Raw genomic sequence first — 22,950 nt, 5'->3', positions numbered from 1 at the left:
TTATCTGGCCTACGCATCGACACGGCTGTTACCACCCGCGCCGCAAGGCTCGATACTGGGCTCGCGGCTCACGATTACCCAGGCGGGACTCTCACCCGCTAGAACACGCGGCCTTGCCAGGCCGCACTGACCCCTTTTCCGGCCGCTCGCAAGTGCTCAGGGTCATCACGATAGCGCCGGTAGAGGCCGTGGTGTCGCCCGCCTGCCTTGGCTCACGAATACGCCGACTCAGCCATCGCCGCGGAACGACATCCGTCACGCCGCGGTTATCCCGCCGCCGCCAACGCCTGATCCAGGTCCGCAATGATGTCGTCGACGTGCTCGATGCCGATGGAGAGCCGCACCAGGTCCTCGGAGACGCCGGCGCTGGCAAGCTCGTCGGCGGAGAGCTGGCGATGGGTCGTGGTCGCCGGATGGCAGGCCAGGGTCTTGGCGTCGCCAATATTCACCAGGCGCACGGCGAGCTGGAGGGCGTCGATGAATTGGGCGCCGGCCTCGCGGCCGCCCCCTTTCCCTGATCGAATGCCGAAGGAGAGAATGGAGCTGGCCTTGCCGCCGTCCATGTACTTTTGTACCAGCGGATAGTCCGGGCTGTCCGGCAGGCCCGCGTAGCGCACCCATTCCACCTTGTCGTGGGCCTTCAGGTATTCGGCGACCTTGAGTGCGTTCTCGCAGTGGCGGTCCATGCGCACGGGCAAGGTCTCGATGCCCTGGAGCACCAGGAAGCTGTTAAACGGCGAAATGGCACTGCCCATGTTGCGCAGCGGCACCACCCGGGCGCGGCCGATATAGGCCGCCGGCCCAAGCGCCTCGGTGTAGACCACGCCATGGTAGGACACATCCGGCTCGTTCAGCATCGAGAAGCGCTCGGCGTGCTGCGCCCAGGGGAATTTGCCGGAGTCCACCAGCACGCCGCCGATGGTGGTGCCATGGCCGCCCATGTACTTGGTGAGCGCATGCACGACGATGTCGCAGTCGTGCTCGAAGGGCCGGCACAGGTACGGGCTCGGCACGGTGTTGTCGACGATCACCGGCACGCCGTGGCTGTGGGCCATGTCGGCGATGGCCTTCAGGTCCGCCACGTTGCCCGCCGGATTGCCGATGGACTCGCAGAAGACCGCCTTGGTCTTTCCGTCGATCTTCGCCGCCATGGCGTCGATGTCGTTGGGGGCGACCATGCGCACCTCGATGCCGAGCCGCGGCAGCGTGTGTGCGAAGAGGTTATAAGTGCCGCCGTAGAGGGTGGTGGTGGCGACGATGTTGTCGCCCGCCTCGGCGATGGTAAAGATCGAGTAGGTCACCGCCGACATGCCCGACGCCAACGCCAGCGCACCCACGCCACCCTCCATGGCCGCCACCCGCTGCTCCAGCACATCGCTGGTGGGGTTCATGATGCGGGTGTAGATGTTGCCCTGGACCTTGAGGTCGAACAGGTCCGCGCCGTGCTGGGTGTCGTCGAAGGCGTAGCTGGTGGTCTGGTAGATGGGCGTGGCCACGGACTTGGTGGTGGGGTCTGGCTGGAAGCCGGCGTGGATGGCCTTGGTCTCGATCTTCATGGTCCACTCCTCGGTGTTGGTGCTTGGTGGTGTCCTATCGCCATCGGGGCAGCCTGCCACTCGCCCGGGCGGAAGGGCCGCTTAGCATAGCGCATGGCGGCAGGGCCCTCAGGGGCATCGCAGGCACAGGGCGCTGTGCTAGATTCCTGTGATGGAGGAGGACATAACGGGGACCCGGACGATGATCGATATCAAGCACAAAGACACGGGTGAGGTGCTCACCACCATCGATGGAGACAGTCTCGCCGGCGCAGATTTGCGCGACATGCGCCTCAACGGCGCGGACCTGACGGAGGCGGATCTCAGCGGCGCCAACTTGGAGTTCAGCGACCTGGTGGACGCCGATCTCTCAGGCGCCACCCTGCGCGGCGCGGTGCTGCTGAGCGCACACCTGAACAACGCCGACCTCACCGGCGCCGATCTGTCGCGGGTGCGAGCGGGCTCAGACCGGCCCGCGCAGGCGGCAGTGCTGTCCGGTGCGAGCCTGCGCGGCGCCAATCTCGAAGGCGCGGACCTGCGCAATGCCGAGATCCGCAGCGCCAACCTGCAGCAGGCCAAGCTGACGGCGGCGGACATGCGCGGCACGGATTTCTCCGGCAGCAATCTCTGCCATGTCTCCGCCACCAGGGCACTGTTCATTCAGGCGAACCTGCGCGAGGCCAATCTGTGCGGGGCGGACCTGCGGGATTGTCACCTGAACGATGCCAACCTGGTGCGCGCGAGCATGCACGATGCGGACCTCACCAGCGCGCAGCCCGGCGGCTTCACGGTGGTGAACCTAGCCAACTTCGAAGGCGCGGACCTGCGCAGCGCCCTCTTCACCAACGCCGCGGCGCAGGACGCCAACTTCCGCAACGCCAACCTGACGGACGTGGATTTCTCCGGTGCCGTGCTCGGCGGGGCCATCCTGCGGGGCGCAAACGTGACGGGTGCGGATTTCCGCGGCGTGGAGCTCGCGAGCGTGACCATGGAGTTCGCCAACTTCTCCAAGGCCTTGAACGCCAGTATCCCGAGCTACAAGAAAAATCTCCGGTGAGCCGGATGGTCGGGCCGCCTGGCGGCGGCCCCGGCTACGGACGGATATGGGCGCGGCGTTGGCGAGCAATGCTTGCCCGACCTCAGGGCGCCTGAGCTCAGCGCGCGAGGCGGCTGATGCGCACCACCAGCGGGATCTGCCGGAGCCGGCGCATGATGGTGGCCAGGTGCGCACGGCTGTGGACGTTGATGGTGAAGTCCAGCGTCGAGGTGACGCCGTCCTTCTCGCGGGAGTTCACATATTCAATGTTGGAGCCCTGCTCGGCGATGGCGGCGGCAATGGTCGCCAGCGCACCCCGGCGGTTGCCGACCTCTACGCGGATCTCGGTCTGGAACTCGGCCTTGGGGTCATCCGACCATTCCACCTCCAGCCATTTATCCCGCTTGGACTGAAACTCACCGAGATTCCGGCACTCGCAGCGGTGGACGACGATGCCCTTGCCGGGGCTGAAGAGCCCGGTGATGGCATCGCCCGGGATGGGTCGGCAGCAGCGCGCCAGGTTCACCACCATGCCCTCGGTGCCGCGAATGGCGAGCCGCCGCGGGCTGCCTTCCTCCGGCACCTCGGTCTGGGCGCCGGTGCCGTCGACGCCGGCGAGACGACGGGCGACCAGCAGCGGCAGGCGGTTGCCGAGGCCGATCTCGGCGAACAGGGCCGCCGGCGTGTCTAGATGCACTTCCCGGGCGTAGACGCCGATGACGGACTCGCCGACGCTGTCCACGTCGAGCCCGAAACGCGCCAGCTCGGCGTTCAGCATCCGCTTGCCCAAGGCTTCCGCCTCCTGCGCCTGGAGGTTCTTCAAGTACCCGCGCACATTGGCCCGCGCCTTGCCTGTGACCACGAAGTTGAGCCAGGCCGCGTTGGGCTTGGCGCCCGGGGCGTTGATGATCTCCACCGTCTGGCCGCTGCGCAGCACCGAGCGCAAGGGTGAGAGCCGTCGATCGATGCGTGCGGCGACACAGGTATTGCCCACGTCGGAGTGGATGGCGTAGGCGAAATCGACGACGGTCGCGCCTTTCGGCAGCACCAGGATCCGGCCCTTGGGCGTAAAGACATAGACCTCGTCCGGGAAGAGGTCGATCTTCACATGCTCCAAGAACTCCTGGGAGTCGCCGGAGTCGCGCTGCATCTCCAGCAGATTCTGGAGCCAATCGTCGGCGAGCGCCTTGGCGCCGACGCCCTCCGCGGCGTTCTTGTAGAGCCAGTGCGCGGCGATGCCGGCATCGGCGATGCGGTGCATGTCCCGGGTGCGGATCTGCACCTCGATGGGCGCCCCCTGGGGGCCCACCAGCACCGTATGCAGCGACTGGTAGCCGTTGGACTTGGGGATGGCGATGTAGTCCTTGAACTTGCCCGGCACCGGCTTGTAGAGGTTGTGCACCTGACCCAGCGCCCGGTAGCAATCGTCCACGCGCTCCACCACCACCCGGAACGCGAACACGTCAACGAGCTCTTTGAAGGACTTCGCCTTCTCCTGCATCTTGCGATAGATGCTGAAGAGGTGCTTCTCACGGCCGAAGACGTCCGCATCGATGCCTTCCTGATGCAGACGACGGCGCACGGCGGTCTCGACATTGGACACCAGCTCGCGCTGGTGCTGGCGCGCGCGGCGCACGGCAGCCTCGAGCACCTGATGACGCCAAGGCCAGAGGTGGCGAAACCCGAGGTCCTCCAGCTCCAGCCGCAGGCTGTTGATGCCGAGCCGGTTGGCGATGGGGGCATAGATCTCCAGCGTCTCGCGGGAGATGCGCCGGCGCTTCTCCGGCGCCATGACGCCGAGGGTGCGCATGTTGTGCAGCCGGTCGGCAAGCTTGATGAGGATGACCCGGATATCGCGGGTCATCGCCAGCATCATCTTGCGGAAGTTCGCCGCCTGGGCCTCGGCGCGAGAGGGGAAGTCGATCTGCGTCAGCTTGCTGACGCCGTCCACCAGCTCGGCGACTTCGTCGTCGAAGAGCGCGGCGAGCTCGGACTTGGGTTTGCCCGTGTCCTCCAGCACGTCGTGCAGGATCGCCGCCGCCAAGCATTTGTGATCCATGCGCAGCTCGGCGAGGATGCGCGCCACCGCGATGGGGTGGTAGATGTAGGGCTCGCCGGATTGGCGCTGCTGCCCGGCATGGGCCTCGGCGCCGTAGAGATACGCACGATAGACCTCAGAGACCTGCTCCGGCGCCAGGTAAGCGTCCAGGTCCGCGCATAGATCGCTGATTAGATAGCGCGGCTTGCGTGCCTTGGTCTCGGTTGCGGGCCTGCCTGTGCGCCCGGCTTTCGGCGGCATCGGCGGGCGCGCTCGGGTATCGTCTCCGCCCGACCCGGAGCGCACCTCTGGAGCTGCGTCAGCGCGCGTCGCTTCCGGGGCGTCTGCCGCTCCCTCGGCCGCCAGCAGCGGAGCGCTGATGCGGGCGACCGGTGTGCTCATAACGCCTGCCTGCGGCGGATTCGGCCCAGGGGCAAGGTGGCGGGCGCGCGTCGATGCGCCGAGCGAAGCGCCGGCGTTGCAGTGGCCTCAGCGACTTTGGGCACAGCGACTTTGGGCACAGCGGCTTTGGGCATGGCTTGCCAACCCTCGCCTGGCTCCTCGTGTGACACGACTCAGGCGGACTCTTCGTCCTCGCCGTCGCGCATGCCGAGCTCTTCGGCCAACGCCTTCTCCAGCGCTTCGGCGGCATCGGCAGCCGCACGGTCCGCCTCGGCGAGGGTCTCCGGCTTGACCACACCGTCGGCGACCTCGCGCAGTGCCATCACGGTGGGCTTGTCGTTCTCCCACGGCAGCATGGGCTCCACGCCATTGGCGAGCTGGCGCGCGCGCTTCGAGGCCAGAAGCACGAGATCGAAGCGGTTGTCGATGTGTCCGAGGCAGTCCTCGACGGTGATACGGGCCATGCAGGCTCTCCTGATCGGGTTAAATGACGCCGTGACCGGCGGCAGGTCCGCCGCGGCCGGTGGCGTATACCTACAAAGATTGTCGTGAGCCCCCGGCAGTACAAGGGGTTGGGCCAGCTTGCGCGCGGGCTGCTGCGCAAGCGAAGGCCTCCGACGGAAGGCATTCAACCATACCAGAAAAGCCGCCCGCTGGCCCGCGCCAGGCCCGGCGCCAGCGGCGCGTAGGCGGCGAGGATTCGGGGAAGCCCGGTGCGGGCGAAGGCTCGCTCGGGGCCGGGCTGTGCTAGCCGGTGGAGCTCGGTAGCACCTTTGGGGAGAAGCTGTGGGGCGCGTCTTTACACGGAATCAGTCCTCGGCCAGCATCGCGGCGAGGGCCGCCGCATGGCGCTTGGCTTGACGCGACTCGCGCAGACGCTCGGCGGTGACGACGGCACGCAGCTCCCCGAGTGCCACGGCGAAGTCGTCGTTCAGCACCAGGTAGTCGTATTCGCCATGGTGGCTCAGCTCGTCCCGAGCGCGGGCCATGCGGGCGGCGATGACGTCTTGGCTGTCCTTGCCGCGCCCGCGCAGGCGCGCCTCCAGCGCATCCAGGGACGGAGGGGCGACGAACACGCTAATGGCCTCCGGAAAGCGTGCGCGCACCTGCCGGGCCCCCTGCCAATCGATCTCCAACAGCAGGTCCGCACCCGCGTCCAAGCGCTCCCGCAGGGTGGCCGCCGCGGTGCCATAGGCGTTACCAAAGACCCGCGCATACTCGACGAACTCACCGGCCTCGGCCATGCGCTCGAATGTGGGGGCATCGATGAAGTGATAGTGGACAGCGTCTTCCTCCCCCTCACGCGGCGGCCGGGTCGTATAAGACACCGACAGCTGCAGCGACGGCTCCACTTCCAGCAGCGCCTTCACCAGGCTGGTCTTGCCTGCGCCCGACGGGGCGGATACGACGAACAACAGGCCGGGGTCGGCCCCCGCCGCGCCCCCGGCGTCGGTAGGCTCGGAGCGGGGAGCTTGCGAGTGCGCCATGGTCATTACTCCAGATTCTGCACCTGCTCGCGCATCTGCTCGATGAGCACTTTCATCTCCACCGCGGCATGGGTGGTGTCGGCGTCGGCGGATTTGGAGCTCAGGGTGTTGGCCTCGCGGTTGAGCTCCTGCATCAGGAAGTCCAGCCGCCGGCCCACCGGCGTGTCGCCTTCTAGGGCCTTGCGGACCTCGTCCAGGTGCACGCCGAGGCGGTCCATCTCCTCGTCCACGTCGAGCCGTTGGGCCACCAGCGCGATCTCCTGCTCCAGGCGCGTCGGATCCAGCTCGGCGGCGACCTCCGACAGGCGCTCGCGGATGCGGGTGCGCACCCCCTCCAGTACCTGGGGCATGCGCGCGCGCACCCCCTGCACCAAGCCGCCGAGCTTGTCGCAACGCTCCAGCAGCAACGCCTGGAGCCTGGCCCCTTCACGCTCGCGGTTGGCCACGAGGCTGTCCAAGGTCTGCTCCAGCAGGCTCAGCGCCGCCGCGGACACCGCATCCGGATCCTGCTGCGGCTCCTCCAGCAGGCCGGGCCAGCGCAGGAGATCCAGCACGTGCGGCGTGGCGGGCTCGCCGATACGGGTCGCGATCTCATCCGCGGCGGCCAGCACCTGCTCCAACAGCCGGCGATTGACCTTGAGCCCGCCGGCGCTCTCGCCGCCGGGCACGAAGCGCAGAGTACAGTCCACCTTGCCCCTGGCCAGCCGGGCCGCAAGGCGCTCGCGCACCGGCGTCTCCAGCGCGCGCAGCTCCTCCGGCAGCCGCAGATGGGGCTCCAGAAAGCGATGATTCACCGAGCGCAGCTCCCAGGTGAGCTCTCCCACCTCGGTGCTGCTGCTGGCGCGGGCGAAGGCGGTCATGCTGCGGGTCATCGCGCACCTCTGGCGTTGGCTTGGCGGCACGCCCCGCAGGGCGCGGCGCGAGGCTTGAGCCGCTATCATACCGGGGATAGGCTGTCGCTGGTCCGTCCGCGACCGCACCCCGGGGTCCGTACCCCCCGTTCCGCCCCGCCGGTCCAGACCCGGATCTCCCAATCTCAGCGCCGCAGGACGCCGGGCGCCCAGCAAGCAGCCCAAAGCCCGCATGCCACGCGCCCGCCACAGCCTCGAGCCCGGCACCCGACTCGACTGCTACCGCATCGTTGACACCATCGGCAAAGGCGGGTTCAGCCTTATCTACCTGGCCGAAGACGAGGAAACAGGCGACGAGGTCGTCATCAAGGAGCTCATGCCCAAGCGCCTGGCCCAGCGCCACAGCGACGGCCGCCTGCTGCCGGTGGACGACAAGTACCGCGAAGGGCTCTACCGCAGCCGGCGGCTGTTCTTCCAGGAGGCCAAGGTCATGGCGTCTCTGGCGCATCCGCATATCGTCGCCGTGCTAAACCTCATCATGCGCAACGACACGGGCTACATCGTCATGCAGCACCAGCGCGGCCGAAACCTCGGCCAATTCGTGCACGAGCGCGGCGGCGGGCTGAGCACTACGCTCATAACCCGCATCTTCGTGCCCTTGCTGGACGCTTTGCGCAGCATGCACACCCGGGCCATGCTTCATCTGGACGTGAAACCGGGCAATATTCATCTGCGCAGCGGCCATGATCCACTGCTGCTGGACCTCGGAGCGGCGCAGCTGCTGACCGTCGGCGGCAGCACCGCGAGCAATGTCGTCACCGCCGGCTATTCACCGCCGGAGCAATACCGCCACGGCGGCAAGGTGGGCCCCTGGACGGACGTCTATGCCGTCGGCGCCTCGCTGCGCTGCTGCATCGATGGCAAGGCGCCGCCGCCGGCGCCGGAGCGCCTCAAGGGCGACACCCTGCAGCCCGCCGTGGCAGCGTATGGGTCGACCTATCCCCACTGGCTGCTGGAGCTCATCGACCGCAGTATGTCGCTGGCGCCGGAGGCGCGACCCGGCGACGCCGCCGCTATGCTAGCGACCATGCGCCGCCACGCCGCCGTCGCCAACGTCGCCTGAGACCGCACCGACGACGGCGAGCACCAGCATCCACCAACACCAGAGGACCGCCATCCATGCGCCCATCCCAGCGCGCTCCCGACGAAATCCGCCCGGTACGCCTCAGCCGCGGCTGGACCCAGCACGCCGCAGGCTCCGTGCTCGCCGAGTTCGGGGCCACCCGCGTGCTCTGCACCGCCAGCATCGAGGAACGGGTGCCTCCCTTCCTGCGCGGCGCCGGCCAGGGCTGGGTGACGGCGGAGTACGGCATGCTCCCGGGCGCCACCCATGAGCGCACGGCCCGGGAGGCCGCCCGCGGCAAGCAGGGCGGGCGCACGCTGGAGATCCAGCGGCTCATCGGCCGCGCCCTGCGGGCGGCGACGGACCTCCCGGCGCTCGGCGAGCGCACCGTCACGCTGGACTGCGACGTCCTGCAAGCCGACGGCGGCACGCGCACCGCCGCGATTACCGGCGCCTGGGTCGCCCTGCACGACGCCCTGGCGCAGCTGCGCGACGCCGGGCTGCTGGAGACCTGGCCCCTGCTGGGCCAGGTGGCGGCCATCTCGGTGGGCGTGTTCGCCGGCACGCCCGTGCTGGATCTGGATTACGCGGAGGACAGTACCGCGGAGACGGACATGAACGTCGTCATGAATGCCGACGGCGGCCTCATCGAGGTTCAGGGCACCGCGGAGGGTGTCGCCTTCTCCCGCGCGGAGCTCGACGCCATGCTGGACCTGGCCGCCGTCGGCATCACGCAGCTCGTGGCCGCCCAGCGCGCCGTGCTCGCCTGATCGGCCGACCTCGACCCCACCACCAACAGGAGCCAGCCATGTCCGCCGCCCAGCCCGCTCGAATCGTGCTCGCCAGCAACAACCCGGGTAAAGTGCGCGAGATCGGCCAGCTGCTGGCCGACGCGGGCATGCAGGTACTGCCGCAGCGGGATTTCGACATCGACGAGGCCGAGGAGACCGGCCTCACCTTCGTCGAGAACGCCATCCTCAAGGCCCGCCATGCGGCCGCCGGCAGCGCTCTGCCGGCCATTGCCGACGACTCCGGTATCGAAGTGGATGCCCTGGACGGCGCACCCGGCATCTACTCAGCCCGCTATGCCGGGGCCGATGACGAGGCCAACAACGCCAAGCTGCTGGCCGCGCTGGCGCACGTGCCGGACGCCGCGCGCAGCGCGCGCTATCAATGCGTCATGGTCTACCTGCGCCATGCGCGGGACCCAACGCCGCTCATCTGCATCGGCACCTGGGAGGGCGGCATCCTGCGCGAGCCCCGCGGCAGCAACGGCTTCGGCTACGATCCGCTGTTCTTCGTGCCCACGCACCAGTGCACGGCCGCGGAGCTGGATTCAGAAACCAAGAACGCCCTGAGCCACCGCGGCCAGGCCCTGCGGGCCCTGGTGGCCGAGCTGACCGCCGCGGCCTGAGCGCGGCGCGCGCCTGCCATCGCCGCAGCGCCAGCCCGAGCCCGAGCCCGCTATGGCCACCCGCTCCGATTCTTCCTGCCAGCCCGACACCATGGACACCGAGCTCGCCAACCGCATCGCCGACAACCTGGCCCGCGTGCGCGAGCGCATCGCTGCCGCCGAGGCACGCTACGGACGCCCGCCGGGCAGCGTCGCACTGCTGGCGGTGAGCAAGGTCCAGGGCGCCGAGCGGATCAACGCTGCCCATGCGGCGGGGCAGACGGCCTTCGGCGAGAGCTATGTGCAGGAGGCCCTGGACAAGCAGGCCGTGCTCGCCGATCTGCCGCTCCTCTGGCACTTTGTCGGCCGGGTACAGACCAACAAGACGCGCGACATCGCCGCCCATTTCGATTGGCTGCACAGCCTCTGCGACAGCAAGCACGCACGCCGGCTCGCGGCCCAGCGCCCTGCCGGCGCCCCGCCGCTTCAGGTTTGCGTGCAGGTCAATCTGAGCGGCGAGGCGAGCAAGGCCGGCCTTCCACCCGAGGAGGCGGCGGCGCTGATCGACGCCTGCCGGGCGCTCTCGGGCATCGCCGTGGCGGGCCTGATGACGCTGCCGGCACCTGCGGAAGACCTGGCGACCCAACGCCGGCCCTTTGCAGCGCTGCGCGCACTGCGCGACCGGCTGGCAACACCGGACCTGCCGCTCAGCACGCTGTCCATGGGTATGACCGCCGACTTGGAAGCGGCCATCGCCGAGGGCGCTACAATGGTGCGCGTGGGCACCGCCGTCTTCGGTCCGCGCCCGCCGGCCGTTGGAGCCTGAGCCGCCCCGCAGGAGACCCGGACAACACCGGGGGCCGCGCATGGGCGATGGCACACAAGCCGGCGCCACCGCGTCTTGCAAAGACGACCGAGCCATCCATTTCCGAGCCACCACACGGAGGCCTGCCACAGCATGTCACTGAGTCAGACCCGCATCGCCTTCATCGGCGGCGGCAACATGGCCCGCAGCCTGGTCGCCGGCCTCATCGCCGACGACCATGAGCCGGGTGCGTTGACCGTCAGCGATCCCGTCGCCGAGGTGCGAAGCCGGCTCGCCGAGACCTATGGCGTTCACACCACCGATGACAACGCCGCCGCGGCTGCTGCCGCCGAGGTCATCGTGCTCGCGGTCAAGCCGCAGGCGGCCCCCGAGGTCTGCCGCGCCTTGGCACCGCACCTACAACGGCCGGCACCGCTGGTGATCTCGGTGATGGCCGGGGTCACGGAAGCCGCCATTTGCAGCTGGCTCGGTGGCGAGACGCCCCTGGTGCGCAGCATGCCCAATACGCCCGTGCTGGTGCAGTCCGGGGCCATCGGATTGCATGCCAATGCGGCAGCCACCGCTGCCCAGCGCAATCTGGCGGAAGAAATCCTGCGCGCCGGCGGACTCACGCGCTGGGTGGACACCGAGGCGGACCTGGACGCCGTCACCGCCGTCTCCGGCAGTGGTCCGGCCTATTTCTTTCTGTTCATGGAAGCCCTTGAGCAGGCCGCAACGGCCGAGGGTCTGGACGCGGACACCGCGCGGCTGCTCGCCATCCAAACGGCGCTCGGCGCTGCACGCATGGCGGTGGAGAGCGACGAATCGCCGGCGGAGCTGCGCCGGCGCGTCACCTCGCCGGGGGGCACCACCGAGCGCGCGCTCGGCACCCTCACCGACGGCGGGCTGGAGCCCCTGCTGGCCCGCGCCGTCGCCGCCGCCCGCGCCCGTGCACAGGAGCTGTCGCAATTGCTGGGAGCCGACGCATGACCGAAGCCTACTTCACCAACCCCCTGATCTTTCTGGTCAAGACCCTGTTCGGGCTGTACATCGCCCTGGTGATGATCCGCTTTCTGCTGCAATGGGTGCGGGCGGATTTCTACAACCCGGTCTCGCAGTTCGTCGTGACCCTCACATCGCCCGTGCTGCGGCCGATGCGCAAGCTGATCCCGGGCTACGCCGGCGTCGACACCGCTTCTCTGCTCCTCGCCTGGCTGCTGAAATCCGTAGAGCTGGCGCTACTGGCGCTGTTGTTCGGCCTCGACCGCAATCTGCTCTTGGCCCTCGCCTGGGCGATTCCGGCGCTGGTGAGCCTCATCATCAGCATCTTCCTGTTCGCCATCCTGATCCGCGTCATCCTGAGCTGGCTGAGCCCCGACCCCTTCAATCCGGCCGTCGAGCTCCTGAACCGGCTGACGGACCCGATCCTGGAGCCGGCGCAGCGGCTGGTACCGCCCATCAGCGGCATCGATCTGTCGCCGATGGTAGCGATGGTCGGTTTGGTGCTGCTGCAGATGCTACTGCTGCCACCCCTGCGGGCCCTGACCGGGAGCCCCTTCTGAGCCCCTGTCGGACTATGCCTTGCCCCCGCCCAATCCAGGGAGCGCTAACCCCCTGAGCTGGTACTCCTGGCAGGGCCACACCTTGCGGCTGGCGCTTCGCGTACAGCCGCGGGCACGCGAGAATGCCTTCGGCGAGCCCCTCGGCGACGAGCTGCGGATGCGCATCAAGGCACCACCGGTGGACGGCAAGGCCAATGCGGCCCTCGTCGCTTTCCTGGCAAAAGCCTTCGGCGTGCCGAAGGGGCGCGTGCGCGTGGTGCTCGGCGAGCACGGGCGCTCCAAGCTAGTCGCCATCGAGGCGCCACAGATGCTGCCGAAAGCGATGGCTCACACCGCAGACCATTAACCCATCACCAGCCGCCGAGCGACGCGCAACCCAGACACAGAGCTAAGACGACGCTCACGTCTACAGCGAGAGATGTCTTGGAGCCGCGCAGAACAGCGCCCGCGCAAGTGGCAGAAAATGCGCAGTCGCAGCGAGGCTTCGCCAACTGAGGCGGGGGGATGGGGGGACAGCTCTCACATTTAACGCCGGAAAATCGCCCGTCGTACCGATCATGTGCGACGTGAGACCCTGCTCCTCGGATCTGATCCCGCTTCTCGTGGCTCCGCTCCTCCCTTTATGCGCCAACGCCATGATTGCACTTGGCTCAGGTGTGAACATTGCAGCCTCGGATCGCAGCGCCTGAAGCGCTTCGGCTTCCAGTTCGATCGACAGGCGGCCGGAAGCCACGTGCGGTGGAAGCCGAAAGCAGACGTCCAGCGGTGTGGAGCCAACAGACGCCTGTCGATCGAAAGCGCTCGGCTCGCCTGCCGCAGCCGAGTGCTCACCTCGTCGCGAGCAGCTGCCAGAGGGCATATACGCCGAAGCCCATGACCAGGAGCCCCGCCGCCCGGCGCAGCCAGACCGCCTCCAGGTAACGCGCGGCCGCCCCCGCCAGCAAACCGATGCCAAGCAGGTTCGGCAGGGTGCCGAGGCCGAAGGCGAGCAGCAGCAAGGCCCCCTGCACCGGCGAGCCGGCCCCCAGCGCCAGGATCAGCACGCTATAGACGAGGCCGCATGGCAGCCAGGCCCACACCAGCCCCACCGCCAGCGCCTGCGGGAAGCTGCGGATGGGCAGCAGTCGGCGCCCGATGGGCTCGATGCGCCGCCAGAGCCCGGTGCCGGCGCGCTCCACCACCGCCAGCCCGCGCCACCAACCGCCCAGGTAGAGCCCCAGCGCGATCATCACCACTCCCGCCAGCCCATAGAGGGTGCGCTGGCCCCAGTAGAGCACGCCGGACTGCGCCAGCAGCGCCCCGACGCCGCCCGCCAGCGCACCCGCCAAGCCATAGCCCGCCACACGCCCCAGGTTGTAGCCCAATTGCAGCGGCAGCACCGACGTCAGGCGGCCACGGCGCGCCGGGTCGATGCCGAGGGTCAGCATGGAGACCACTCCCCCGCACATGCCGACACAGTGCACGCCGCCCAGGAGGCCCACGACGAAGGCGGTGGCCAGCGAGGTCAGCATGTTCCAAGCTCCCGCGGCGCGTTAGCATGGCGGCTGGCAGCGCAACGCCCTGCACCGCATGGCGGCGGCCGCCGCCGAGCACCGGCGTCAACCGCTGCGACAACCACAAGCAATCGAGAGCGCATCGCATGCACGACTATCAGCGCGAGCTCCTGGAATTCGCCATCGCCACGGGCGTCCTGCGATTCGGGGATTTCACCCTCAAGTCCGGCCGCAAGAGCCCCTACTTCTTCAACGCCGGCGCCTTCAGCACCGGCAGCGGGCTGGCCCGGCTCGGGGGCTTCTACGCAGCGGCACTGATGCGCTCCGGGCTCGCCGTGGACATGCTGTTCGGGCCCGCGTACAAGGGTATACCGCTGGCGGCGTGCACCGCCATCGCCCTCGCCGAGCACCACGGCCAGGATCTGCCTTTCGCCTTCAACCGCAAGGAGGCCAAGGACCATGGCGAGGGCGGCAGCATCGTCGGCAGCCCGCTCGCCGGGCGCGTGCTCATCGTCGACGACGTCATTACCGCCGGCACCTCGGTGCGCGAGTCGGTAGCGCACATTCAAGCCGCCGGCGCCATCCCGGCCGGCGTGCTGATCGCGCTCGATCGCTGCGAGCGGGGCGCCGGCGAGCAGTCGGCCACCGCCGAGATCGCCGCGACCTTCGGCTTGGCGACGGTGAGCATCGTCACCCTGCACGACTTGGTGGAGCACCTGCACGCCCATCCCGAGCTGGCCGAGCACCACCACGCCCTCGCCGCGTATCGGACGCGCTACGGCACGGCCGCCCCTGGATGAGTGAGAGCCGCGCGTGCGCGACGACAGGAAAACATGCGCCGCATCGCAGTTGACTCTCCGCGGGTGCATTAAGGTATCAACAGGTACCGCGGTGCCCGGCCGGGGCCGGGGCCGCCCAAGCTCGTCGATCACCATGCCATACCCGCAGCCTCGCCAATCTCCGTACCATCTCGGGCGTACCGGCCGCGCCCTCTGCTGCCTATTGCTGCTGGCCGCAGCTGCGCCGACTGACGCTCAGCACCTCTATCGCTGGGTGGACGACCAGGGCAACGTCCATTATTCCGACGTGATGCCACCTACCGAGGTCGAGAAGGGCCATACGCAGCTCTCGCCCCAGGGCATGCCGGTGCGGTCCGTACCGCCGGCGAAGACCCCCGAGCAGATCCGGCGCGAGCGCGAGCTCGCGCGCCTGCGCGCCCAGCAGCAGCGTATGCTGGAGCAGCAGCGCGCCGACGACCGGGTGCTGCTCAACACCTTCCACAGCGTCGATGACCTGATCATGACCCGAGACGGCAATCTCTCGGACATCGATACCCTGATTCAGGTCAAAAAGGGCAATATCCGCCGCCAGCAGGACTGGCTCACCAAGCTGCGCGCGGAGGCCGCCGACCTCGAGCGCAAGGGTGAGCCCGTGCCGGACGAGCTCAAGGAGCGCATCGCCGGCACCGAGCACGCCATCGAGGATGCGCTCGCAGCCATCGTCGAGCGCGAGCAGCAAAAGCAGGAGGTCCGGCGCAAGTTCGACCGCGACCTCAAGCGCCTGCGTCAGCTGAAGGATCTGCCATCGTCGAACGTGCCCGAGGCGGCCACGGCGACACGCCCGCCGGCCCTCGACAATCTCGTCGAGTGCAACGACCAGCGCAGCTGCGAAGCTTTGTGGCAGCGCGCGCTCAGCTATGTCGAGCGCCACGCCACCCTGCCCATCGAGTCCCTGGGCACCGACTTGGCCATGACACGGGCGCCCCAGGAGCGCGAAGATATCGCCTTGACCGTGTCGCGGATCTGGCGCGAGGACGGCGGCGGCGCATCCATCTTCCTGGACGTGCAATGCACCAGCTACTCGCCGGGCCAAGAGAAGGCCTGCGAGACCGAGGCCCGCAGCGCCGTACTGAACGGCTTTCGCAGCGCCTTGGGGGGCGACGGCGACAGCAGCAACCGCGGCACCGCCGCGGCGAGGTTTCAGGGCGCGGCGCCGGAGCGCCGCCTCAGCGGGGGCTGATCTTGGTGCCGACGCCCTCGTCGGTGAACAGATCCAACAGCACGGCGTGCTCCACCCGCCCGTCCAGGATGTGGGCGGCGCGCACGCCGGCCTTCACCGCCTCTAGCGCGCAGCGCACCTTGGGCAGCATGCCCCCGGCGATGACGCCGTCGCCAATCAGGGCCTCGACGCGGCTCAGCTCCAGCTCGCGCATCAGCGCACCCTCGGCATCCAGGATGCCTGCCGTGTTGGTGAGCAGGATGAGCTTCTCGGCATGCAACACCTCGGCGACCTTTCCGGCCACCAAGTCGGCGTTGATGTTGTAGGAGAAGCCGTCGGCGCCCACCCCAATGGGGGCGATGACCGGGATGAAGTTGCCGCCCACCAGCATATCGACGACGCCAACGTCGATGCTCTCCACCTCACCGACGTGCCCCAAGTCGATGATCTCCGGTGCCGCCAGCTCTGGCGCATCGCGGCGCAGCAGCATTTTGCGCGCCCGAATCAGGTCCCCGTCCTTCCCGGTAAGGCCGACGGCGTTGCCGCCGTGCTGATTGATGAGATTGACGATCTCTTTGTTGACGAGCCCACCCAGCACCATCTCCACCACGTCCATGGTCTCGCTGTCGGTGACCCGCATACCGTCGACGAACTGGCTGGCCTTGCCGAGGCGCTCCAGCAGCTCGCCGATCTGCGGGCCGCCGCCGTGCACCAGCACCGGATTCAGGCCTACCAGCTTCATTAGCACGATATCGCGGGCGAAGCCGTCCTTGAGCCGCTGCTCGACCATCGCATTGCCGCCGTACTTGATGACCATGGTCTTACCGGCAAAGCGGCGGATGTACGGCAGGGCCTCGATGAGCACCCGGGCAATGTTGCGGGCGCGGTCTTCCGGCAGGGACATGGCTTTGGCTTCCTCCTTTAGAACGGGAGCTCGAGGCTCGGCGCGGCTAGTTCCATCATGCGCCGAAACAGGTCCTGAATCTTGTCCAGCGCGGTCTGGTCATCCGCCTCGAAGCGGAAAACAAGCCCCGGCTGGGTGTTGGAGGCGCGGACCAGACCCCAGCCTTGATCGAACTCTGCGCGCAGGCCGTCGATGGTGTTCACATCCACGCCGTCGAGACGGTCCGCCATGCCTAGCACGGCCTGCATGATGGTCGTCTCCTCACCCGCCGCCAGCGGCACGAAGAGCTCGGGCGTGCCGATGCCGACGGCGAAGTCCGCGAAGATGTCGGTGCTGGGCCGGGGATCCAGCGCCAGGACTTCCAGCAGGCGCGCTGCCGCATAGAAGGCGTCGTCGAAGCCGTTCCAGCGCTCGGCAAACACGATGTGGCCGCTGAGCTCGCCGCCGAGGGGCGCCCCTAGCTCGCGCACCTTTGCCTTGATGAAGCTGTGCCCGGACTTGCACATCACCGGGCGGCCGCCGTGATGCAGCACCGCGGCCCCCAAATGATGACTGCATTTGACGTCGTAGACGATATCGCTGCCCGGCGCGCGGGCCAGGATATCGGCCGCCAGCAGCATCAGCAGTCGATCGGCGGCGATGAACTTGCCGACCGAGTCCACGACCCCGAGGCGGTCGCCGTCGGCGTCGAAGGCGAGCCCCAAATCCGCGCCGGCACCGATCACCGCGTCGCCGAGGGCGTAGAGATTCTTGGGCTGGGACGGATCCAGGCTGCGCCGAGCCGCCTGCTCGGTGTCCATGTCACAGTCCAGCTCCGTGACCTCGCACTCCAGGGCCCGGAACAACGCGGGCGCCAAGCCGCTGGCGGTGGCGAAGCCGCAGTCGACGACGAGGCTCATGGGGCGCGCCAGGCTGATGTCGGCGCAGACCGCCCGAATGTAGTCCGCGCCCGGCTCCAGCTGCGTGCGCCGCCCCTCGCCATGGCCGAAGTCGCCGCGCAGGATGCGCTGGCGCAGTCCCTGAAGCTGGTCTTGATTGGCGGGGCGGCCGCCGAGCACGACCTTGAGCCCGTTGTACTCCGACGGATTGTGGCTGGCGGTGACCACGGCGGCGCTGGCCGTACCGCGGTCATGGGCTGCGAAATAGGCCAGGGGCGTCGGCGCGATGCCCAGATCCAGCACGTCGCAGCCGCTCTCGGCGAGGCCGTCCATCAGGGCCTCGGCGAAGCCGGCCCCGGATGGGCGCTGGTCGCGGGCGACGACGCACAGGGGCTGACCCTGCACCGCCGCCTCGCTGCCCACGGCCCGACCGAGCAGCCGCAGCACTTGTGCGTCGAGGTCGGCGCCCACCAAGCCGCGGATGTCGTAGGCACGGAAGATATGGGCCGGCACCGCCGGCTGGCCGCCGGCAGCCGCCCCGTCGTCCTCGCCAGCGGAGGCTACCGCAGCGCCGAGCGCCTGCGGCTCTGCGTCGAGCCCGGCATCGAGATCCGGCAGGTCCTGCTCCGGCGGTGCCTCGGTGGCCGGTGGTCCGGCTTGCTCGGCGGATCTCGCTGCCACTGCGGCACGGACCGATCCGAGCTCCCGCAGCGGCCGGCGCAAGAGCCCCATCGCCGCGACCAGCTCGCGCACGTGCCCGCGGGTGCTGCGCAGCGGGCGCTGGGCGGCGGCGTCTTCCGCCAGCGCCACCGTCATCGCGAGGTCCGCCTTGACCCCGCGCTGCAGCGACCGATACGGCAGACCAAGGGCCGCCGCCAGCAGCACCAATGCCAGGGCATAGAGCCCGACCAGCATCGGCAGGAGCCCGCCGCCGAAGATCCCGGAGGTTTCGGCCCAGGCATAGAGCTCCAGACGCGTGTCGGCGATGGGCAGCCGCACCGAGGGCGCACCCGCCGGCGCCTTCGGGGCATCGCTCGGCTCGACCGCCACCAAGCTGTCGCCGACGCGCTGGCGGTAGATGAGCCGGCTCCGCGCATCGGGCTCTGCTGCGGTGTGGGGCAGCAGGCTCAGCGGCAGCATGATGTGCACGACGCCGAGCACCAGGTCGTCGTCGGCGTCGGTCACCGGCCCGGCGATGGCCAGATGCTCGTCGTCGCGGCGCACTCGGTGGGCCTCCAGCTGAGAGACCCGGGCTGCGTCCTGCACCTGCTGCACCATGTCCAGCCCGGCGAAGCTCAAGCGCCGGGCGGCCGCACCCCTCGGCGCCGCGTCCTCCGTGGTGAAGACCAGCACATCCAGGGCCTCGGGCACCAACAGCTCCAGCTCTTCTTCCTTGTCGCGCAGCACCTGCGAACGCCCGTCCAGCAGTGCCGCTTGCAGCCTCGGGTCTTGGCGCCAGCGCTTCAGCCGGCTGCGAACGGCCGCCGTGCGGTCGCTCATTTCCTGCACAACGGTCCCCGAATAGGCCCGCAGGTGGCGCTCCATCAGCCGCGCCTCGTTGGCACCGAAAACCACCGAGGCACCCACCAGCAACAGCAGCAGCACCACGGCTGCGGCCAGGTAAGCGATCAACCAATAGGTGCCGAGCCCGAAGCCGCCGATGCTGTCCGGCACGGCCAGTCCCTGGGCGTGCGCAGTCCGGCCCGAGCGGGCGAGCACCTCAGCGCCTCCGGCCATGGCCGGGAGCCAATTCCAGGCGCCGCGGGCAGGCTGCCCGGCTTGGACGCAAGGGCACTGGACGCCGGCACATGCGTCAGAGCCGTCCGCTGTGACCGAAGCCGCCGGTGCCCCGCGCCGATGCGGCGAAGTCGTCCACCAGCTCCAGCTCGGCGTGCACCACCGGCACCAGCACCAGCTGGGCGATGCGCTCACCGACCTCGATACGGAAGGGATCGCGGCCGCGGTTCCAGCAGGAAATCAACAGCTCGCCCTGATAGTCGGCATCGATCAAGCCCACCAGGTTACCTAGCACGATGCCATGGCGGTGTCCGAGTCCGGAGCGCGGCAGGATCATGGCGGCGAGGCCGGGCTCGGCGATGTGCACCGCCAGCCCGGTGGGCAGCAGCTCCGCGGCACCGGGCGCGAGGTCCACCGGTGCTGGCGGCAGCGCGCGCAAATCCATGCCCGCGGCACCCTCGGTGGCGTAGGCGGGCAATGGATAGTCCCGACCGAGCCTGGGGTCCAAGACCTTAATCTGAAGTCGATGCCGCATAGCGTTCCGCAATCACTTCCACGAGCGCCGTCGCCAGCGCGGGCTTCGGCATCAGCACCAGCGCGCGGCGACCGCCCGGCCAGAGCACCAACAGGGCGTTGTCGTCCGCTTCGAGACCGCCGACTGCGCCGCCGACATGGTTGGCGGCAATCATGTCGAGCCCCTTGCGCTCGAGCTTCTCTCGCGCCTGCGCTTCCACGGCCTCGGTCTCGGCCGCGAAGCCCACAGTGAAGGGCTTATCCGGTCGCGCCGCGACCTCGGCCAGGATATCCGGGTTGCGCACCAGCTCCAGCGTCAGGCTCTCGGCATGCTTCTTGAGCTTGGCCGACCGTGCCGCCGCCGGGCGATAGTCGGCGACGGCGGCGGCGGCGATGAACAGGTCACACTCGGCGACCCGCGCCATCACGGCCGCATGCATCTCGGCGGCGCTTGCCACCGGCACCCGGTCCACCCCGGCGGGGCATGGCAAGCCCACTGGTCCCGAGATCAAGGTCACCCGTGCGCCGGCGCGAGCCAGTGCCGCTGCCAGCGCATAGCCCATTTTGCCCGAGCTGCGGTTGCCGACATAGCGCACGGGGTCGATGGCTTCCCGCGTCGGCCCCGCCGTCAAGAGCACCGACGCTCCCGCGAGCGCCTGCGCAGGGTCCGCTCCGCCATCGAGCATCGCCGCGGCAATCTCAGCCGGCTCCAACATGCGGCCGGGTCCGGTCTCGCCGCAGGCCTGCGCACCGCTGGCGGGCCCGAGCAGGCGGCAGCCGCGCTGCGCGAGCAGATCCACGTTGGTCGCAGTTGCCGGATGCTGCCACATCCGGTGGTTCATGGCCGGCGCGATGGTGACCGGTGCCGTCGCCGCCAGCACCAGCGTGGTGAGCAGATCATCGGCGAAGCCATGCGCCAGGCGCGCCAGGAGGTGTGCCGTCGCCGGCGCCAGCAGGATGGCATCCGCCCACCGCGCCAGCGCGATATGGTCCATACCGGCTTCGGCCTCAGGCGCAAGCAGCTCGGTGCGCACCGCCCGGCCCGAGACGGCCTGAAGCGTGAGCGGCGTTACGAAGGAGGCAGCCGCCGCCGTCATGACCACCTGCACCGCGGCTCCAGCCTCCACCAGGCGCCGCACCAGCTCCGGGGCTTTATAGGCGGCGATACCGCCGCTCACTCCCAGTAGGATCTTGGGTGACCCCTCGTCGGACACGGTGCTCGCTGGACAGGCTGGACCACTGAGAAGACAGGATGGCGATTGTAACGCAGTCGACACCGGTGCAGAGATGCAGCCGCGTGCAGCGCGCTGAGTGCGCGCCGCTCGGCCGGTATACTTGGCGGCTCGTGTACGCGCGGGTAAGCTTGCCCGAAGCACAGCGCCAGGGAGACACCGACATGCCCATCAGTGATTGGCCAGAGCAAGAGCGCCCCCGCGAGAAGCTCCTGTCCCGAGGCGCGGAAGCACTGAGCGACGCGGAGCTGCTGGCCATTTTCCTGCGCACCGGGGTGCAGGGCCGCAGCGCCGTCGACCTCGCCCGGGATCTACTCGCGGATTTCGGCGGACTCGTCGGCTTGTTGTCGGCGAGCCAGGCGGAGTTCTCCGCCGGCAAGGGCCTGGGCATGGCCAAGTACGCGCAACTGCGGGCGACGCTCGAGCTGAGCCGGCGCTATCTGCGCGCAGAGATTGCCGAGCGCGACGTGCTCACGAGCCCGGAAGCGGTGCGCAACTATCTCAAAAGCCGGCTGCGGGTCCACCCCCACGAGGTCTTCGCCTGCCTCTTCCTCGACAACCGCCATCGCGTCATCGAATACCTTGAGCTCTTCCGCGGCACCATCGACGGTGCCAGCGTGCATCCGCGGGAAGTCGTCCGCGAGGCCATGCGCTGGAACGCCGCTGCCGTGATCTTCGCGCACAACCACCCTTCCGGTGTCGCCGAGCCGAGTCAGGCCGACGTGCGCATCACCCAGCGACTCCAGGACGCGCTCGCCCTGGTGGACGTGCGCGTGCTCGATCACATCGTCATCGGCGAGGGGGGCGGCACGTCCTTCGCCGAGCGCGGCTTGCTGTGACGCCGCACTGTTGCTCCGGAGCCCCGAGCGCAGGCCCCAAGACCTTGAATGCGCTGCGAGATAACGGTATCCTACCCGGCTTTGCGGCTGAATACTCAGCGATCCGTCCCGCTCGCCCCGCTGCCGGCACCGCGTGCCGTGAGCCGTGGCTCGGGCGAAGATGCGGACCACACACAGGAGCCTCGGGCCATGTCCAAAGTCTGCCAGGTGACCGGCAAGCGCCCGGTGACCGGAAACAACGTCTCCCACGCGCACAACAAGACACGTCGGCGTTTTCTGCCGAACCTGCATTACCACCGCTTCTGGGTGGACAGCGAAAAGCGCTGGGTGCGGCTGCGGGTCTCCACCAAAGGCCTGCGCATCATCGACAAGCTCGGCATCGATGCAGTGCTCGGTGATCTGCGCGCCCGCGGCGAGAAGGTCTAAGCGCCCCAGACAGAGACCCAGATAGGGACTCTGCAGTCCGGAGCCGGCGCACCCGCGCTGCACATCCTACCCACGCATCATCCCTCACCAACGCGCTTTACGAGGTGCAACACCCATGGCCAAGGCAGCTCGCGAAAAGATCCGCCTCAACTCGAGCGCGGGGACCGGTCACTTCTACACCACCACCAAGAACAAGCGGAATCAGCCGGGGAAGATGGAAATCAAAAAATTCGACCCGGTGGCCCGTAAGCACGTCATGTACAAGGAAGGCAAGATCAAATAGCCCCGCGGGCGCTACCGCCACAGCGTGCCGCACCAAAGCCCGCACCCGCGGACTTCTTCGTGCGCGGCGCGCCTGAATCTGACGGACGCGCGCCGCCAGGGGGCACGCAGGACGCTTGGACTTGTGGGAGCGGCATCCTTGCCGCGAGATCGGGGCGCCTCAGCACTGGAAGCCGTCGCGGCGGGGAGGCCGCTCCCGCAGTAGCAGCGTGGCTCCAATGCCGCACCTAGACTGGAAGCTTTGGCCTGGCGAGCGAGCTTAACACTGGGTGCGACGCCATACCGGTAGTCGCGTTAGCGATAGCGTAACCCGACAATCAACAGACTACGCAAGCGTCGCGCGACGCTGTGCTAACCCAACCTACACGGCATTGCGTTGGCACCAACGCATGCGCGCCAGCCCCTAGCCCCTAGCC

General features: G+C 68.7%; 23 protein-coding genes. 13 read left to right on the top strand and 10 right to left on the bottom strand.

Annotation, left to right across the window (positions count from 1 at the left end):
• Positions 1-266 precede the first annotated feature (266 nt).
• On the bottom strand, positions 267-1,556 hold the full coding sequence (locus tag CKO31_RS21950) for an O-acetylhomoserine aminocarboxypropyltransferase/cysteine synthase family protein (RefSeq protein ID WP_200241543.1): 1,290 nt from the start codon (positions 1,554-1,556) through the stop codon (positions 267-269).
• A 181-nt stretch (positions 1,557-1,737) separates the two neighbouring features.
• Between CKO31_RS21950 and CKO31_RS21945 the strand changes: the two genes are divergently transcribed.
• Positions 1,738-2,592, top strand: coding sequence for a pentapeptide repeat-containing protein (locus CKO31_RS21945; RefSeq protein WP_200241540.1), 855 nt, complete (start codon positions 1,738-1,740; stop codon positions 2,590-2,592).
• A gap of 97 nt (positions 2,593-2,689) precedes the next feature.
• Here the strand turns inward: CKO31_RS21945 and CKO31_RS21940 are convergent, their stop codons facing one another.
• The 4 genes from CKO31_RS21940 to CKO31_RS21925 form a co-directional block, all read right to left on the bottom strand.
• Positions 2,690-4,870 carry a RelA/SpoT family protein gene (locus CKO31_RS21940; RefSeq protein WP_200241537.1) on the bottom strand — a complete coding sequence of 727 codons (2,181 nt, stop codon included), beginning with the start codon at positions 4,868-4,870 and terminating at the stop codon, positions 2,690-2,692.
• Positions 4,871-5,184: 314 nt separating this feature from the next.
• Entirely contained in the window at positions 5,185-5,475 is a 291-nt protein-coding gene (rpoZ, locus tag CKO31_RS21935) for a DNA-directed RNA polymerase subunit omega (protein WP_200241534.1), read from the bottom strand.
• 345 nt (positions 5,476-5,820) lie between these two features.
• A complete protein-coding gene (gene gmk / locus CKO31_RS21930) occupies positions 5,821-6,498 on the bottom strand; it encodes a guanylate kinase (RefSeq protein ID WP_200241532.1) in 678 nt (225 codons plus the stop codon).
• 5 nt (positions 6,499-6,503) lie between these two features.
• Positions 6,504-7,370 (bottom strand): YicC/YloC family endoribonuclease, encoded by an 867-nt coding sequence (locus tag CKO31_RS21925; protein WP_200241529.1) that lies wholly within the window; start codon positions 7,368-7,370, stop codon positions 6,504-6,506.
• 211 nt (positions 7,371-7,581) lie between these two features.
• Here CKO31_RS21925 and CKO31_RS21920 point away from each other — a divergent pair, with 211 nt between their 5' ends.
• The 7 genes from CKO31_RS21920 to CKO31_RS21890 all read left to right on the top strand — a co-directional run bounded on the left by CKO31_RS21920 (position 7,582) and on the right by CKO31_RS21890 (position 12,578).
• Positions 7,582-8,472, top strand: a complete 891-nt coding sequence (locus tag CKO31_RS21920) for a serine/threonine protein kinase (protein WP_200241526.1) — start codon at positions 7,582-7,584, stop codon at positions 8,470-8,472.
• Positions 8,473-8,528: 56 nt separating this feature from the next.
• A complete protein-coding gene (gene rph, locus CKO31_RS21915; RefSeq protein ID WP_200241524.1) occupies positions 8,529-9,242 on the top strand; it encodes a ribonuclease PH in 714 nt (237 codons plus the stop codon).
• Between the two features lie 38 nt (positions 9,243-9,280).
• On the top strand, positions 9,281-9,886 hold the full coding sequence (rdgB, locus tag CKO31_RS21910; protein WP_200241522.1) for an RdgB/HAM1 family non-canonical purine NTP pyrophosphatase: 606 nt from the start codon (positions 9,281-9,283) through the stop codon (positions 9,884-9,886).
• Between the two features lie 91 nt (positions 9,887-9,977).
• Positions 9,978-10,691: a YggS family pyridoxal phosphate-dependent enzyme gene (locus CKO31_RS21905; protein WP_200241551.1), complete on the top strand. Its 714-nt coding sequence runs from the start codon at positions 9,978-9,980 to the stop codon at positions 10,689-10,691.
• 138 nt (positions 10,692-10,829) lie between these two features.
• Positions 10,830-11,660 (top strand): pyrroline-5-carboxylate reductase, encoded by an 831-nt coding sequence (proC, locus tag CKO31_RS21900; protein WP_200241549.1) that lies wholly within the window; start codon positions 10,830-10,832, stop codon positions 11,658-11,660.
• Entirely contained in the window at positions 11,657-12,232 is a 576-nt protein-coding gene (locus CKO31_RS21895) for a YggT family protein (protein WP_200241520.1), read from the top strand. The genes proC and CKO31_RS21895 overlap by 4 nt, the downstream gene beginning before the upstream one ends.
• A gap of 19 nt (positions 12,233-12,251) precedes the next feature.
• Positions 12,252-12,578 carry a DUF167 domain-containing protein gene (locus CKO31_RS21890; protein ID WP_242475575.1) on the top strand — a complete coding sequence of 109 codons (327 nt, stop codon included), beginning with the start codon at positions 12,252-12,254 and terminating at the stop codon, positions 12,576-12,578.
• 481 nt (positions 12,579-13,059) lie between these two features.
• Here CKO31_RS21890 and CKO31_RS21885 read toward each other — a convergent pair whose 3' ends face one another.
• Positions 13,060-13,743 carry a sulfite exporter TauE/SafE family protein gene (locus tag CKO31_RS21885; protein WP_200241518.1) on the bottom strand — a complete coding sequence of 228 codons (684 nt, stop codon included), beginning with the start codon at positions 13,741-13,743 and terminating at the stop codon, positions 13,060-13,062.
• A 128-nt stretch (positions 13,744-13,871) separates the two neighbouring features.
• Between CKO31_RS21885 and pyrE the strand changes: the two genes are divergently transcribed.
• Both pyrE and CKO31_RS21875 read left to right on the top strand, forming a co-directional pair.
• Positions 13,872-14,525, top strand: coding sequence for an orotate phosphoribosyltransferase (pyrE, locus tag CKO31_RS21880; protein ID WP_200241516.1), 654 nt, complete (start codon positions 13,872-13,874; stop codon positions 14,523-14,525).
• Between the two features lie 202 nt (positions 14,526-14,727).
• Entirely contained in the window at positions 14,728-15,744 is a 1,017-nt protein-coding gene (locus CKO31_RS21875) for a DUF4124 domain-containing protein (protein WP_200241513.1), read from the top strand.
• On the opposite strand, the gene argB is transcribed toward CKO31_RS21875, so the two are convergent.
• The 4 genes from argB to coaBC all read right to left on the bottom strand — a co-directional run bounded on the left by argB (position 15,731) and on the right by coaBC (position 20,969).
• The gene (gene argB, locus CKO31_RS21870) at positions 15,731-16,627 is read right to left on the bottom strand and encodes an acetylglutamate kinase (RefSeq protein WP_200241511.1); all 897 of its coding nucleotides are present in this window, start codon (positions 16,625-16,627) and stop codon (positions 15,731-15,733) included. The genes CKO31_RS21875 and argB overlap by 14 nt on opposite strands.
• A gap of 17 nt (positions 16,628-16,644) precedes the next feature.
• The gene (locus CKO31_RS27015; protein ID WP_242475574.1) at positions 16,645-19,242 is read right to left on the bottom strand and encodes a phosphomannomutase/phosphoglucomutase; all 2,598 of its coding nucleotides are present in this window, start codon (positions 19,240-19,242) and stop codon (positions 16,645-16,647) included.
• A 76-nt stretch (positions 19,243-19,318) separates the two neighbouring features.
• The gene (gene dut, locus CKO31_RS21860) at positions 19,319-19,777 is read right to left on the bottom strand and encodes a dUTP diphosphatase (protein WP_200241508.1); all 459 of its coding nucleotides are present in this window, start codon (positions 19,775-19,777) and stop codon (positions 19,319-19,321) included.
• Positions 19,755-20,969 (bottom strand): bifunctional phosphopantothenoylcysteine decarboxylase/phosphopantothenate--cysteine ligase CoaBC, encoded by a 1,215-nt coding sequence (gene coaBC / locus CKO31_RS21855; RefSeq protein WP_200241506.1) that lies wholly within the window; start codon positions 20,967-20,969, stop codon positions 19,755-19,757. Before coaBC ends, dut begins: the two co-directional genes overlap by 23 nt.
• 182 nt (positions 20,970-21,151) lie before the next feature.
• On the opposite strand from coaBC, the gene radC reads away from it, so the two are divergent.
• The 3 genes from radC (at position 21,152) to rpmG (ending at position 22,535) form a co-directional block, all read left to right on the top strand.
• A complete protein-coding gene (radC, locus tag CKO31_RS21850; RefSeq protein WP_200241504.1) occupies positions 21,152-21,826 on the top strand; it encodes a RadC family protein in 675 nt (224 codons plus the stop codon).
• A 189-nt stretch (positions 21,827-22,015) separates the two neighbouring features.
• Complete coding sequence (gene rpmB / locus CKO31_RS21845) at positions 22,016-22,252, top strand: 50S ribosomal protein L28 (protein ID WP_200241503.1); 237 nt, start codon at positions 22,016-22,018, stop codon at positions 22,250-22,252.
• 115 nt (positions 22,253-22,367) lie between these two features.
• Positions 22,368-22,535: a 50S ribosomal protein L33 gene (gene rpmG, locus CKO31_RS21840; protein ID WP_058555420.1), complete on the top strand. Its 168-nt coding sequence runs from the start codon at positions 22,368-22,370 to the stop codon at positions 22,533-22,535.
• Positions 22,536-22,950: the final 415 nt, after the last annotated feature.

The organism is Thiohalocapsa halophila (genome assembly GCF_016583825.1).
Lineage (GTDB): Bacteria > Pseudomonadota > Gammaproteobacteria > Chromatiales > Chromatiaceae > Thiohalocapsa > Thiohalocapsa halophila.
Note: the sequence above shows the minus strand (reverse complement) of the source record. Positions and strands in the feature narration are given on the sequence as shown.

Coding starts and splice junctions, on each gene's coding strand:
- CKO31_RS21905 (WP_200241551.1), top strand. CDS start 9,978: ATGGACACCGAGCTCGCCAACCGCATCGCCGACAACCTGGCCCGCGTG.
- CKO31_RS27015 (WP_242475574.1), bottom strand. CDS start 19,242: ATGGCCGGAGGCGCTGAGGTGCTCGCCCGCTCGGGCCGGACTGCGCAC.
- pyrE (WP_200241516.1), top strand. CDS start 13,872: ATGCACGACTATCAGCGCGAGCTCCTGGAATTCGCCATCGCCACGGGC.
- gmk (WP_200241532.1), bottom strand. CDS start 6,498: ATGGCGCACTCGCAAGCTCCCCGCTCCGAGCCTACCGACGCCGGGGGC.
- dut (WP_200241508.1), bottom strand. CDS start 19,777: ATGCGGCATCGACTTCAGATTAAGGTCTTGGACCCCAGGCTCGGTCGG.
- CKO31_RS21945 (WP_200241540.1), top strand. CDS start 1,738: ATGATCGATATCAAGCACAAAGACACGGGTGAGGTGCTCACCACCATC.
- CKO31_RS21950 (WP_200241543.1), bottom strand. CDS start 1,556: ATGAAGATCGAGACCAAGGCCATCCACGCCGGCTTCCAGCCAGACCCC.
- CKO31_RS21925 (WP_200241529.1), bottom strand. CDS start 7,370: ATGACCCGCAGCATGACCGCCTTCGCCCGCGCCAGCAGCAGCACCGAG.
- rdgB (WP_200241522.1), top strand. CDS start 9,281: ATGTCCGCCGCCCAGCCCGCTCGAATCGTGCTCGCCAGCAACAACCCG.
- CKO31_RS21940 (WP_200241537.1), bottom strand. CDS start 4,870: ATGCCGCCGAAAGCCGGGCGCACAGGCAGGCCCGCAACCGAGACCAAG.
- rpmB (WP_200241503.1), top strand. CDS start 22,016: ATGTCCAAAGTCTGCCAGGTGACCGGCAAGCGCCCGGTGACCGGAAAC.
- CKO31_RS21885 (WP_200241518.1), bottom strand. CDS start 13,743: ATGCTGACCTCGCTGGCCACCGCCTTCGTCGTGGGCCTCCTGGGCGGC.
- CKO31_RS21920 (WP_200241526.1), top strand. CDS start 7,582: ATGCCACGCGCCCGCCACAGCCTCGAGCCCGGCACCCGACTCGACTGC.
- rpmG (WP_058555420.1), top strand. CDS start 22,368: ATGGCCAAGGCAGCTCGCGAAAAGATCCGCCTCAACTCGAGCGCGGGG.
- CKO31_RS21895 (WP_200241520.1), top strand. CDS start 11,657: ATGACCGAAGCCTACTTCACCAACCCCCTGATCTTTCTGGTCAAGACC.
- rpoZ (WP_200241534.1), bottom strand. CDS start 5,475: ATGGCCCGTATCACCGTCGAGGACTGCCTCGGACACATCGACAACCGC.
- radC (WP_200241504.1), top strand. CDS start 21,152: ATGCCCATCAGTGATTGGCCAGAGCAAGAGCGCCCCCGCGAGAAGCTC.
- argB (WP_200241511.1), bottom strand. CDS start 16,627: ATGTCCCTGCCGGAAGACCGCGCCCGCAACATTGCCCGGGTGCTCATC.
- rph (WP_200241524.1), top strand. CDS start 8,529: ATGCGCCCATCCCAGCGCGCTCCCGACGAAATCCGCCCGGTACGCCTC.